The sequence below is a fragment of the Hoylesella shahii genome (assembly GCF_937990675.1).
Lineage (GTDB): Bacteria > Bacteroidota > Bacteroidia > Bacteroidales > Bacteroidaceae > Prevotella > Prevotella shahii.
In genome coordinates this window covers 22,871-35,679 of sequence record NZ_CALKQY010000042.1, presented here as the reverse complement: position 1 = coordinate 35,679, position 12,809 = coordinate 22,871, and the positions used below count along the sequence as shown (strand labels likewise).

At 46.6% G+C, this 12,809-nt stretch carries 10 protein-coding genes; all 10 read right to left on the bottom strand.

All coding sequences use genetic code 11. From position 1 onward, the window contains the following. Window positions 1-19 precede the first annotated feature (19 nt). The 10 genes from QME03_RS06365 to pnp all read right to left on the bottom strand — a co-directional run bounded on the left by QME03_RS06365 (window position 20) and on the right by pnp (window position 12,761). A complete protein-coding gene (locus tag QME03_RS06365; RefSeq protein ID WP_110370068.1) occupies window positions 20-1,291 on the bottom strand; it encodes a phospho-N-acetylmuramoyl-pentapeptide-transferase in 1,272 nt (423 codons plus the stop codon). Window positions 1,292-1,500: 209 nt separating this feature from the next. Further along, window positions 1,501-2,949: a UDP-N-acetylmuramoyl-L-alanyl-D-glutamate--2,6-diaminopimelate ligase gene (locus QME03_RS06360; RefSeq protein WP_273112785.1), complete on the bottom strand. Its 1,449-nt coding sequence runs from the start codon at window positions 2,947-2,949 to the stop codon at window positions 1,501-1,503. Between the two features lie 83 nt (window positions 2,950-3,032). Continuing rightward, the gene (locus QME03_RS06355; protein WP_274947179.1) at window positions 3,033-5,198 is read right to left on the bottom strand and encodes a penicillin-binding transpeptidase domain-containing protein; all 2,166 of its coding nucleotides are present in this window, start codon (window positions 5,196-5,198) and stop codon (window positions 3,033-3,035) included. After that, a complete protein-coding gene (locus tag QME03_RS06350; RefSeq protein WP_281723823.1) occupies window positions 5,195-5,818 on the bottom strand; it encodes an FtsL-like putative cell division protein in 624 nt (207 codons plus the stop codon). The genes QME03_RS06355 and QME03_RS06350 overlap by 4 nt, the downstream gene beginning before the upstream one ends. Next, window positions 5,815-6,774, bottom strand: a complete 960-nt coding sequence (rsmH, locus tag QME03_RS06345; RefSeq protein WP_273112778.1) for a 16S rRNA (cytosine(1402)-N(4))-methyltransferase RsmH — start codon at window positions 6,772-6,774, stop codon at window positions 5,815-5,817. The genes QME03_RS06350 and rsmH overlap by 4 nt, the downstream gene beginning before the upstream one ends. Then, window positions 6,771-7,232, bottom strand: a complete 462-nt coding sequence (gene mraZ / locus QME03_RS06340; protein ID WP_110370069.1) for a division/cell wall cluster transcriptional repressor MraZ — start codon at window positions 7,230-7,232, stop codon at window positions 6,771-6,773. Before mraZ ends, rsmH begins: the two co-directional genes overlap by 4 nt. A gap of 138 nt (window positions 7,233-7,370) precedes the next feature. Further along, entirely contained in the window at window positions 7,371-7,922 is a 552-nt protein-coding gene (locus QME03_RS06335) for a hypothetical protein (RefSeq protein ID WP_281723822.1), read from the bottom strand. Window positions 7,923-8,374: 452 nt separating this feature from the next. Beyond that, window positions 8,375-8,530, bottom strand: coding sequence for a 50S ribosomal protein L34 (gene rpmH, locus QME03_RS06330; protein WP_021994181.1), 156 nt, complete (start codon window positions 8,528-8,530; stop codon window positions 8,375-8,377). A gap of 319 nt (window positions 8,531-8,849) precedes the next feature. Beyond that, complete coding sequence (locus QME03_RS06325) at window positions 8,850-9,011, bottom strand: hypothetical protein (protein WP_281723821.1); 162 nt, start codon at window positions 9,009-9,011, stop codon at window positions 8,850-8,852. Between the two features lie 1,524 nt (window positions 9,012-10,535). Beyond that, window positions 10,536-12,761 carry a polyribonucleotide nucleotidyltransferase gene (gene pnp / locus QME03_RS06320; RefSeq protein ID WP_281723820.1) on the bottom strand — a complete coding sequence of 742 codons (2,226 nt, stop codon included), beginning with the start codon at window positions 12,759-12,761 and terminating at the stop codon, window positions 10,536-10,538. Window positions 12,762-12,809 lie beyond the last annotated feature (48 nt).

The window sequence follows — 12,809 nt, the reverse complement described above, 5'->3', positions numbered from 1 at the left end:
TATCGTTAATTGTTTTTTGTTACCTAATCTTCAAGGTGATGATGGTAAGGGCTGCCAAGATAATGGTGATAATCCAAAATCTGATGGTAATTTTCGACTCGTGCACAGCTCCTTTAGGCTTTCTGAACACATATCGGCATTCAGGATCGAGCTGCGAGTCTTGCGTTCTGAAGTTATCGTGTATGGGTGTGCGTTTGAAAATGCGTTGTTTCACGCCTTTGCGTTTACCCAATTTGTAATAATACACCTGTAACATCACGCTTAAGCTTTCTACAAAGAAGATGCCACAGAGTATTGGCAGTAGCAATTCTTTGTGGATAATGATTGCTCCAACGGCGATAATGCCACCAATGGTGAGCGAACCCGTATCGCCCATGAACACTTGTGCGGGGTAAGCATTGTACCAAAGGAAGCCAATGAGCGCGCCAATAAAGGCACAGAAGAACACCACCAGTTCTTGCGAATCGGGGATGTACATGATGTTGAGGTAAGCCGCATATTCTAGGTGCGAACTAACGTAGGCCAAGATGCCCAGTACCACACCGATGATAGCACTGTTGCCAGCACACATTCCGTCCATGCCGTCGTTGAGATTGGCTCCGTTGCTCACAGCTGTTACAACGAAGATGGTCATTATCACGAAGAGAATCCATCCTGCTGCCGTTTTGTATTTGCCCATAAAAGCCATCACTCTAGAATAATCCAGGTTGTGACCTTTAACAAAGGGAATGGTGGTTTTTAGCGATTTGCGCGCCTCGGTGCGATGTTTCACCACCATTTCGGTGTTGTCTTTCTGTGGCACAGCAAGGTTTTCGTTCATCTTCACATCGGGCGAAGCCCAGAGCACAAGGCCCACAATGAGTCCTATTCCCACCTGTCCCACAATCTTATACTTACCTTTCAGTCCTTCTTTATTATGGCGGAAGATTTTAATAAAGTCGTCCATGCCACCCAAGAAACCTAACCAAACGGTGGTTATAATCATGAGTATGAGGTAGATGTTGCGCAAACGTCCCAGTAAGAGCACGGGAATAAGGATGGCAACGATGATGATGATGCCCCCCATACTGGGTACACCTATCTTATTTATACCAAAGGGGTCGATGCTTGCATCGCGTTGCACCTCGGTTATTTGTTTTCGCTTGAGGTATTTAATGAACTTCTCGCCGAACCATGCCGATATAACGAGCGAGAAAATCAAGGCCAACAGCGACCTAAACGAGATATATCCCCAAATGTGTGCTCCCGAAATGCCGAACTGTTCTAAGAAGCGGAAGAGATAATATAACATGTTTTGAATTTATGAGAGTTATAAATTGGGTGGAGTTAATGGCTAAAATAACCAGGTAATCTTGATAATCTAGTGCATCTAGGATGGTTATAGTGTCTAAGATGCCTAGGATGTTTAAGATGTCTAAGACAACTAGAACACCTAGTAAAATCAGATAACCCAGAAATTCTTAAGTAGCCACTCCAGCTATCAGGTCTAGCAAAGCACCTTTATTCAAAGTTCTCCTTCACCACCTCTTTGTCGTCGAAGTGATGTTTAACGCCTTTAATCTCTTGATAGTCTTCGTGTCCCTTACCTGCAATGAGCACCACGTCGCCTTTTTGAGCCATCATACAGGCTGTGCGTATAGCTTCGCGGCGGTCAACGATAGACACCACCTTTTTCATTTGTTGGGCATTCAGGCCAGCAAGCATGTCGTCGATAATGGCTTGCGGCTCTTCAAAGCGAGGATTGTCGCTGGTGATAATCACGCGATCGCTTTGTTTCACTGCCTCTATAGCCATTAGTGGCCGTTTGCCTTTGTCTCTATTTCCACCAGCACCGCACACAGTGATAACCTGTCCCTTGCCATTAAGCACCTCGTGAATGGCATTAAGCACATTTTCTAGTGCGTCTGGCGTGTGCGCGTAGTCAACAATAGCCGTGTAACCTTGGGGCGAATGCAACGGTTGAAGTCTGCCGTTCACGCTATGTAATGTGCTCATCACCACTAAAATATCTTCTGGACGCTTGCCCAGCATTACAGCTGTGCCAAAGACAGCCAGTAAGTTGCTTACATTAAACTTGCCAATGAATTGCACGCCCACCTCGGCACCGTTTATTTCGAGGTACATACCTTCGAAATGGCATTCTAAAATCTTTGCCTTAAAGTCGGCCATGCTACGTGTAGAGTAGGTTTTCACAGTGGCGCGAGTGTTCTGCACCATCACCATTCCGTTTTTATCGTCGGCGTTGGTGAGTGCGAAAGCTTGCTTAGGCAACATGTCGAAGAAGGCTTTTTTAGCATTTCGATAGTTCTCGAACGTCTTATGATAGTCTAGATGGTCGCGTGTAAGGTTAGAGAACACACCTCCTGCGAAGGTCAACCCCCCAATACGTTTCTGTGCAATGGCATGCGAACTACACTCCATAAATACATATTCGCATCCCGCTTGCACCATTCGGTGCAGTAAAGCGTTGAGTGCAATGGGGTCGGGAGTGGTGTGGTCGGCGGGAACTGCCTCGTCTTCGATGTAGTTACACACTGTAGAAAGCAGTCCGCAACGATGTCCGAACTTCCTAAACATATCATATAACAAGGTGGCGATGGTGGTTTTTCCGTTCGTACCCGTAACGCCCACCAGTTTTAAGTGTTTAGAAGGCTCTCCGTAGAACATCGTAGCCACGGGGCCAACAGCATCTTCTGTGCTTTCCACCTGCACGAACGTAACGCCTTGTGGCATCTCTGTGGGCAGTGTTTCGCACAGCACTGCGCTTGCACCTTGCGCCACAGCCTTGTCGATAAACGTGTGTCCGTCTACCTGTGTGCCCTTGATGGCCACGAAGAGATGGCCCTCTGCCACCTTTCGCGAGTCGATGTCAACGCCCTTAATCTCCACTTCGGCGTTTCCAATCACGTTCAGTGGCTTCACGTTTTTTAAAATACAGCTAAGTGTCATTGTTGTTTTATTTTGTTTCAACCACCGAACGGAATGCGCACCGCTTGTGTGTCGCGTTCCTCCCTGTGGCAATATTTGTTGTTTTAACTTTCCAATATCAGTTCGCAATGCATGCCTAGTTTCACTGCAGTGCCTGGTTCGATGCTTTGTTTCACCACTCGTCCTCGGCCCACAACCCTCACTTTCACGCCTCGGCTTTCGATGAGATACACGGCATCGCGTGCTCCCATGCCGTGCACGTCGGGCATTTGCGAGCGTGCATATTGCTTTGTTCTTCTCAATGCCACAGCCTTTCCGTCTTTAATGGTGGCGTGTCCCCATAAGCTTGAGCCTTTAACGTTGTTGGCCGACCAGTCGGCGAAGGTTTTAATGCCCAAATGCGACAGCACATAGTCGGCTGCTAGCACGTTACCTGCTTTTACATCGGGACACAACACGGACGATGTGTCTTTGGCATCGCGTACATCCAGTTTGATGTCTTTAGCCATAATGCCTTCGGCGATGTTGCGAAAAACGGGTCCGCACATTTGTCCGCCCGAAGCGGGGATACCTGTTTTCTGTATGCAAACAATGCAACTGTATCGTGGAGCATCGGCAGGGAAGTAGCCAGCGAAGCTCAAAAGATAGTCCACGCTTCCACTTTTGTATCCAGCTGCTCCCTTAGACATCTGTGCAGTGCCTGTTTTTCCTGCCACTTGAAAGAGGTCTGAGCCTGCTTTTTTAGCCAAACCCTGGCTCACCACCTTGCGCAGCACGTCTTGCATGAGCTTAATGGTACGGGGTTTAGCAATTTGTTCGTAGCCTTTCATTACTTCGGGCGGGAACTCCATAATGGTAACTCCATCTTTCATCACCTTTTTCACAAACCTAGGTCGCATCATCTTGCCGTTGTTGGCAATGGCATTGTAGTAGGCCAGCATAGAGATGGGAGGCACCTGTGTTTCGTAGCCGATGCTCATCCACGGCAAAGCCGTGTTGCTCCAGTTGAGCCATTGTCCGTTAGGCGCTTTCTTGGGCATGCGAATTTTGGCTGGCGACGAGCCAACGAGGGGTATTTGGAAGTCCAAAGCCAGGCCTAGGCGATAAATGCCACGAACAAACTTCTCTGGATTGTTGTGATAATACTGGTCGATTACGCGACTAATGCCGATGTTTGAACTCACTTCGAGCGAGCGCGACACCGATAGCACGCCATAACCACCACGTCGCCAGTTGTGGTCGCGCATCTCTCGTCCATACATGGGCCATGTTCCGCCACCCGTATTCACCTTATATGCTGTGTCAACCACGCCATCGTCTATGGCAGTCATGATGCTTGCAACTTTGAAAACCGAGCCTGGCTCAAGCAAGTCGCTTACTGCATGGTTCTTCACTTCGCGATATTGTCCGTCCGAACAGCGTTCCATGTTAACAATAGCCTTAACATCTCCTGTTGCCACTTCCATCACCAACACCACGCCCACATGGGCATTAATCTCCTTCATCTCGTCGAGTAGCGACCTCTCTGCTAGGTCTTGCATGTTCACGTCGATGGTTGTAACGATGTCGGCACCGTCAATAGGTGGGGTATCCATGATGTCGAGGAACTTGTTTAGCACCTTGCGACGGTGAATAATGCCGTTAGAACCGCGCAGAATAGAGTCGTATGATAGTTCCAAACCAAAGCGAGCTGTGTCTTTGGCACCATACATATCGCCCACGGTTCGGCCTGCTAGCGACCCATAGGGGCGTTGTCGGGCATTGTATTCCTCGGTATGAAATCCGCTTTTAAACTTGGGTAGCCTGAAAACAGGAAGCGCGCGAACCTCGGTAAAAGTGTTGTAGTCAACACGTTTGTCCCACAATAACCAATGTCGGCTCAACTTATTGCGTCCCTCTTCGAGGTGTCTTCTAAAACTTGCAGCCGACTTTTCGGGGAAGATATTGTGCAGTCCGTTGCAGATAGAGTCGAGTTTGGCCGTCCAAAGCGAATCGTTTTTAGCCTCGTACAAGGCGTTAAAGTCCATGTAGAGTTTATATTCGGGCAAGGTAGAAGCCATCAGTTGTTCATCGCAGCTTAAGATATTTCCGCGCATAGGCTTAACACTCACGCTGTCTTTCTTTTGTCTGTCGGCCACCGCCATCCAATAATCGCGCTTGGCAGTCATTATATATAATGTCTTGCCAATCACCGCAACGGCCACCAAAGTCATCAATATAGTGATGAAAGTGTAGCGCGGCATTATTTTGGGGGAGTCGAACTTGCTCATTCTTCGGGTACGTTTATTATATATGGTGGTTGCTCTGGCATGTGTAGGGTGGTGTCGTTGCTAGCTTTAAGCAGCTGCAACACCTGGCTTTCTCTACTTTTTTCGGTTATCTGACTGTTACTAGAGAGCGATTTATATTTAGCGTCTTGCAACTCTTTGGTAAGCTGGTCTATCTCGATGAGATATTGTTGGCAGCTGTATCTATTGGCGATGTACACGAAAATAAATAACGTAATGAGCAAAAACAGCCACACTTGCTTGCGTATAGTAGAGGTGTTGAAGATGTCGCCACCGATAATCTTCATGAATGTTAGATTGGCCGTTAGTGGCGCATCGGTTTCAGTGGCTTGCTCCATGATGGCCTCTTTCAGCGTTGGCAGGTCGTCATCGTCGTCCTCTTCGCTGTTTTGAGGTTCGTTGGTTTCGTTTGTTTTGTTATCGTTTTTTAATTTTTCGTCTTCATTGGGGCGTTTTTCACCCTCCGCGACAGCCTTTTTTGCTGCCTCGCTCTCTCTCTTAGCGATGCTTTTCAGCGTTTCCACGGGGTCAATCCCATTGTTTTCCTCATCTTTCTGTGATTGCCAATTGGTTTCGCTCGTGTCTTTATCTTTATCGTTCATCTCTTTTCTGCAATTCTAAGTTTAGCGCTTCTGCTTCGTGGATTGCGTAGTTGTTCATCGTCTGATGGCACAATCACCTTATTGTTCACCAGTGTGAAGGGTGTTTGTGCTCGTCCGAAGAAGTCTTGTGTTAGTTTTCCCTCCACATTTCCTGCCTTCATAAAGTTTTTCACCATACGGTCTTCCAGGCTGTGGTAGGTAATAACGCTCAGTCGTCCGCCTTTTCCTAGCCATAGGGCGGCAGCTTGTAGCATTTCTTTTAGAGCGTTCATCTCGTTGTTCACCTCTATTCGAAGTGCTTGGAAGAGTTTGGCCATCTCCTTTTTTTCGCGTTCGCGTTTAAAAAAAGGTTCCACAATGGTAGCAAACTCTTGTGTTGTTTGCACGTTGGCTTTGGCTCGCGCTTTTACGATGGCCGATGCAATGCGTCGTGATTGTCTAATCTCTCCGTAGAGAAAAAACACGTCGGCCAATCGCTCTTCGTCGTAAGTGTTGAGTACTTGAGCCGCTGTTAGTGTGGCACTCTTGTTCATGCGCATGTCTAGCGGTGCATCAAAACGGAAAGAAAAACCTCGTTCTTGGTCGTCGAAGTGGTGTGACGACACGCCTAAGTCGGCCAAAATGCCGTCTACATGGTCAACATCATAATAGCGCATCCAGTTATCAAGAAACCTAAAGTTGCTTCGCACAAAGGTGAAACGCTTATCGTTGGCTAGTGGTTCGTGTCCTTCGGGCGATTGGCGATGCGTGTTTTCTTCGGCATCGGCATCTTGGTCGAAGCTGAACAAACGGGCGTTGCCATCCATTTTGGATAAGATGTGGCGCGTGTGTCCGCCTCCGCCGAAGGTTACGTCAACGTAAGTTCCGCCCTCAACGATGTTCAAGGCGTCTACGCTTTCGTTAAGAAGCACCGGCACATGATAGCCTTGGGCTGTAATGATGTTGTCGTTGTTCATTGGTTTTCTCCTTCCGGCATAGCCATTAAGGCCTCTATGGCAGGCCCGAAATCGTTGGGAGCCACAAAGGGTTGTTGTGTATTGGCCTCGCTCCATATCTCGATGGTGTCGCCCATGCCCAAGAAACGGATGCTTTGACTTATCTGTGCCATGGCCATATAACGCTTGGGGATGAGAAAACGACCGTTCCCATCCAGCGTTACAAGCTCCACGTCTGAGACATATTGCCTGAATAGTTGTTGGTGCGTGGCATTCCAGCGCGACAAACGATTGCGCAATGCGTCCATCTGTTCGTTCCAAACGCTTTCGGGATAAAGCACCAAACAGGGTTGGTGCAGGTCTTTACAGAGCACAATATTTTCTTCGCCCGATGCTTGTAGCACCTTGCGGAAAGCGGCAGGTAAGAAAACCCTACCCTTCGCATCAGTCTTTGCTTCTGTGTTACCCAAAAATCGCATTCTTTACTATTAGATGGAAACTACCGCCAAAGTTAATCATTTTTCCCCATCTTCCCCCACTTTTCACCACAAAACTTATTAATTGGATGTTAAGATTTTGTTTTGGGGGTTGTTGTTTGTTGCGTTTTGGGTATGTCTTTACAAGTCTTCCAGTTCGTCGAGCGTGTTTATAGAGGTGTTTTTCGCGTCTTTATAGTCGATGTTTACGTAAAAGGTGTCGTGGTCGGTGTATCCCGATGAGGTTACGAACAAATCTATTTCGCCGTCGGCCAGTGTGTAAGCGCTTTGTTCGAATTTATGACCATACTCATCGGTAAAGTCTTGCGAGCGTCTTTTTGTTCCTCCATATTTGATGTCTAGCTTGGCTTTCATCTCGTTAAGCAGGGAGGTTGCGTGGTCGCGCCCTTCAAGGTCGATCATTACTTTGGCGCGATACACCAGTCGTGTGCGCGAATTAAAGAACACCACTACTTGTGCGGGGTAGCCCGAAAACCTACCATCATACACGCGTTCGCCTTCGGGTAGGCCTTTCGATACATACGAAACGCGCATGCCCTTGGTGAGCAGTTGTTGTTGAAACTCGGTGATAGAGCCTTTCAGCTCTATGCCCATAAACTTGAGATGTTCGCCTTGCGCCTGTGCGACGATGGCAACGGTAAGTGTGATAAGGATTAAAACCAGTTTTCTCATGATAAGTTGAATGTTTGTGTCACGGTTTTTTGCATGGCAAAGGTAGCAATAATTCTTGGTATGGCGTTGTTTGTTGTGGTGTTTTTGTTTACGCAAAGGTTAGTGTGCAATCTTTGTTGAGGCATAATATTTGGGTGTTATGCGGTTTGTGTTGCTGCTTTGGGGTAAGAAAGTTTTTGGGAAAACAGTGCCCTTGGGCGCGTTTGTTCGTTGGATGTGTTTGTAAGAAAAATGCTCGTTGCGTAGAATATATAAATAAGGATAAAGTATAGCACATTCTTCCCCCTCAAGATGTTAGGAGAGGGGAGCGAACCACTATGTAAAGCATGGGTTAGCTCGATAAAGATTAAGCCCATCTCTAATATAAATTGCTGCATATGAACAAAGCAGCGAGGAAACACATTGGTTTCATCGCTGCTTTGCAATGCCTTGAGGCTGTGGTAAGCCGAGGCTTATTTTCCGTGATGCTCGTCAGAAACAGTGAGTTTTTTACGACCGTGTGCGCGGCGAGAAGCCAAAACGCGACGACCATTCTTCGTTGACATCCTTTCACGGAAGCCGTGCTTATTTACCCTTCTACGGTTGTGGGGCTGAAATGTTCTTTTCATTGCTTTATCTTAATTTATTGTTATATTCTCACTTTGAGGTGCAAAATTACTTATTTATTCTCAAACAACCAAAGGATAATAAGGATTTAAGTGTTTAAAGGGGTGAGTTTGTGGTGTCTTGGCTTAATAAATGTGTATAGGCGAGCAATTTTGCGCCGCTCCACAGTTGAGTGCAAGGCGTAGAATATAAAGCCACATGACTTAGTTTTGTAAAAAGCCATGTTGCTTTTATGTTTGAAAACACGCGACGTTGTACGCTTGCCGAGCGTCATAGGCAATGCCCAGCAAGTTAAGGCCACATTAAATGCGAGCCTAGGCGTTAGATTTTACGCAGGTAGAGGAAGAGAGGAACACCAGCTAGGGGTGTGCATAGTGCGCAAAGCACACAAAAATAAACTTTCACCTTCCAATCTTCACGGCGTGTAAATAGAGGCATTAGCACAGGTGCAATGATGCACGAGAGTATCTGTGTAACCGTCATTATGAGTAGAATTTAAGATTTATTCAAGTGTAGAGAAGTCTTTATTGCACAGCTTTTTGTGGTTCACGGTATGTTGAGCTTTTCAGTGGCAACGACTTTCTCGTTATGTCGGCTGCTAAGTTACGTATATTATTTTACATTGTGCCAACTTTTCGAACATTTTTTTGCTTTACCTTTTAAATTTAACATTTCAACAAGGTCATCAACGTCAGACTTATAGCCTTTGATGGTGCGCGTTTTGGGCATGGTGTGCAGTTTTTTATGGGTATGATTATGCGCTGTGGCTATTGGGTTTTATGTGTTTTTTGTAGGAATGTTTACGGCGAAGAATGTTTATTGGGCATTGTTGTTGCTTTGCAGGCTATTCATAACCATTGCTGTAGGATATACTTTTTTGTGTAAAAAGGGTTTCTTGATTGGCAGTATATACCATATAGAGGTAGACTTAAATGCGTAAAGGGTGGTTGTGTTTTTGTTAAATAGGGTAATAACATTTTACAAACGGTACTCTTCAGAACGACTCATTCTAGCGAAAAAACATGTTGAAAAGCAGTGTTTTCCTCTGTTTTTCGCTCACTCTGCGTTTGTTCTTACATTGTTTTGGGGTCTCAAATCTGCGTTTTGCACCATTTTACCTTTCTAGAAGGTCGCCAACTCGCATTTTTTCACCGCCCTAAAAGCCGCTTTTTATGTTCAAAAAGTGCTATTTTATGTTGTATTTTGCCTTTAAATGGGGCGGTTTTTATTTTCTTACTCCACTGTGATGTTCTCAAAATAGTGCAATAAGTACCTTTTAATCCTGCGTTTTGCTGCATTTTGCCTTGCGTTTAGTAGGAGTTAGCACTGCGTTTTGCTGCATTTAGCACTGCGTTTTGTAGGAGATAGCAGTGTGTTTTGTATGAGTTAGCACTGCGTTTTGCTGCAAATAGCCTATTTTTTAGCAAAAAGCACGGAAAATTTCAACGAAAATTCGGTTTGTAGGCTTTCGCAATTCATGATCATTTTCACTCAAACAAACCTTCGCGAGAATCGATTATTTGCGAACGAATGGCAGTTGGTGAGCAAAAAAGGCAGCCATAATGTTAAATTTTGCGCTGAAAATTTTACACATTCCCCAATGGCGCGAAGTGAAATCTATCCCGAATTGGTAGTTAGACTGCTTATCACTGGTTGTTTATTGTTTTCATTGCTTCTTGTTCGTCTTTCGTTTGCTTGTTGACACCTTGCTTGCCTTATTCTTTTGGCGCAATGCACAGCACCTTCACAAATAATACAGGGCATGTGCTCAACAAAACATACATACAAAACGGTACAAACCACAACCGTGGGTTTAAGTTTCACTGCACAGCAATCAAGGAATGATGTGAGAGAGGTGTTGTGTTTTGGAGGTGTAGAGAAGAAAAAAAGCGGACCGTCTTTAGCACAAAGACGGCCCGCATTACATGAATTTAATAACGATATTAAAAGCTAGACTTTTGTTAGTACTGCTCAAGGCAGTGTCAATGTTTGTTAGCAGAGGTTTTGTTATTCTTGATCACGACGCTCGCGACGTTCGCGACGTTCGCCCCTTTCGGGTCTGTCGCCACGAGGACGGCGTTCGCGCTCAACCCATCCTTCGGGTTTGTCCATCAAGACGCGGCGCGACAGTTTGTATTTGCCAGTTTTTGGGTCGATGTCGAGCAGTTTAACCTGCAGTTTGTCGCCCTCTTTAATACCAGCATCTTCAACAGTTTCGAGGCGTTTCCAGTCGATTTCCGAGATGTGCAGCAAGCCATCTTTGCCAGGCATAATCTCTACGAAGCAGCCATAAGGCATGATAGAGCGTACTGTTCCCTCGTAGATTTCGCCCACTTCGGGCACGGCCACGATGGCGCGAATTTTCGATAGGGCAGCGTCGATGCTAGCTTTGTCGGGCGCACTAACTTGAACTTTACCCTTGCCATCCACTTCGTCGATGGTGATTGTTGCGCCAGTGTCTTCTTGCATCTGCTGTATAATCTTGCCACCAGGGCCAATAACAGCACCGATAAACTCTTTAGGAATTTCGATTTGAACGATGCGAGGAACTTGAGGTTTGAGTTCGGGACGAGGTTCTGCGATGGTTTCGGTGAGCTTTTCAAGGATGTGCTCACGACCAGCCTTAGCCTGCATCAGCGCCTTTTCAAGTATTTCGAAGCTCAAACCGTCGCACTTGATATCCATCTGTGTAGCGGTAAGTCCGTCTTTCGTACCCGTAGTCTTGAAGTCCATGTCGCCCAAGTGGTCCTCGTCTCCAAGGATATCGCTAAGGATAGCATATTTTTCTTCGCCTGGGTTTTTGATAAGACCCATGGCAATACCGCTAACGGGTTTCTTCAGAGGCACGCCAGCATCCATCAGTGCAAGCGTTCCGGCACATACGGTGGCCATAGACGACGAACCGTTGCTCTCCAAAATTTGGCTAACCACACGCACGGTGTAAGGATAGTCGGCAGGGATTTGGCCCTTCAAGCCGCGCCATGCCAAGTGTCCGTGGCCAATTTCGCGGCGTCCAACGCCACGTTGCGCTTTGGCTTCGCCAGTAGAGAATGGAGGGAAGTTGTAGTGAAGTAAGAAGCGCATGTAGCTCTTATCTAGCACATCGTCAACCATTTTCTCGTCGAGTTTGGTGCCAAGCGTACAGGTAGAGAGACTTTGAGTTTCGCCACGCGTAAAGATGGCGCTTCCATGAGGCATAGGCAGCGAGTCTACTTCGCACCAGATGGGGCGAATTTCGTCGGTTTTACGACCGTCGAGGCGTTTTCCTTCGTCGAGGATGCAACGGCGCATGGCATCGCGCAACACATCGTCGTAGTAGCGTGCAGCCAATGCGTGCTTCTCTTCCAACTCTTCGGTGGTAAGCTTTTCGGTGTTTTCGGCATCGTATTTTTCCAAGAAGTCGGAAACGATTTTGTCGAAAGCATCGTGGCGTTCTTGTTTAGCTAGTGCTTGTTTCGTAACATTGTACACGGGTTGATACAATTCGTCGTTCATTTGCTTGCGCAAATCTTCGTCGTTCACCTCGTGTTCGTATTCGCGTTTAACATCTTTGCCCAGTTCTTTAGCCAGTTCTTCTTGCATGATGCACATAGGCTTAATGGCTTCGTGAGCCACCTTGAGGGCTTGGATAAGGTCTTGTTCGCTCACCTCGTCCATTTCTCCTTCCACCATCATGATGTTGTCTTTTGTTGCGCCAACCATGATATCCATGTCGGCTTCCTTCATTTGTTCGAAGGTGGGGTTAACAACATACTCGCCATTAACGCGAGCAACACGAACTTCGCTGATGTAGAAATCGAAGGGAATATCTGAACATGCCATTGCCGAAGAGGCAGCCAAACCGGCCAAAGCGTCGGGTTGGTCAACACCATCAGCCGACAAGAGCATGACGTTTACATAAACTTCTGCGTGGTAGTTTGAGGGGAAAAGGGGTCGCAGCACGCGGTCAACGAGTCGCGAAGTAAGGATTTCGTTGTCTCCGGGCTTTCCTTCACGTTTGGTGAAGCCACCTGGAAATCGTCCTGCGGCAGAATACTGCTCTTTGTAATCCACTTGCAAAGGCATGAAATCGGTACCGGGAACTGCATCTTTTGCGGCACAAACAGTAGCAAGGAGCACAGTGTTACCCATGCGAACTACAGCCGAACCATCGGCTTGTTTTGCCACTTTCCCGGTCTCAATGCTGATGGTTCTTCCATCAGGCAATGAAATTGTTTTCGTTATTACGTTCATCTAAAAACTTATTGTTTTAAAACATCTAAAATTAAATTGGCACAAAGG

What these genes read in the sequence shown, in the direction of transcription:
- QME03_RS06365 (WP_110370068.1), bottom strand. Translation starts at nt 1,291, where the DNA reads ATGTTATATTATCTCTTCCGCTTCTTAGAACAGTTCGGCATTTCGGGA.
- QME03_RS06360 (WP_273112785.1), bottom strand. Translation starts at nt 2,949, where the DNA reads ATGACACTTAGCTGTATTTTAAAAAACGTGAAGCCACTGAACGTGATT.
- QME03_RS06355 (WP_274947179.1), bottom strand. Translation starts at nt 5,198, where the DNA reads ATGAGCAAGTTCGACTCCCCCAAAATAATGCCGCGCTACACTTTCATC.
- QME03_RS06350 (WP_281723823.1), bottom strand. Translation starts at nt 5,818, where the DNA reads ATGAACGATAAAGATAAAGACACGAGCGAAACCAATTGGCAATCACAG.
- rsmH (WP_273112778.1), bottom strand. Translation starts at nt 6,774, where the DNA reads ATGAACAACGACAACATCATTACAGCCCAAGGCTATCATGTGCCGGTG.
- mraZ (WP_110370069.1), bottom strand. Translation starts at nt 7,232, where the DNA reads ATGCGATTTTTGGGTAACACAGAAGCAAAGACTGATGCGAAGGGTAGG.
- QME03_RS06335 (WP_281723822.1), bottom strand. Translation starts at nt 7,922, where the DNA reads ATGAGAAAACTGGTTTTAATCCTTATCACACTTACCGTTGCCATCGTC.
- rpmH (WP_021994181.1), bottom strand. Translation starts at nt 8,530, where the DNA reads ATGAAAAGAACATTTCAGCCCCACAACCGTAGAAGGGTAAATAAGCAC.
- QME03_RS06325 (WP_281723821.1), bottom strand. Translation starts at nt 9,011, where the DNA reads ATGACGGTTACACAGATACTCTCGTGCATCATTGCACCTGTGCTAATG.
- pnp (WP_281723820.1), bottom strand. Translation starts at nt 12,761, where the DNA reads ATGAACGTAATAACGAAAACAATTTCATTGCCTGATGGAAGAACCATC.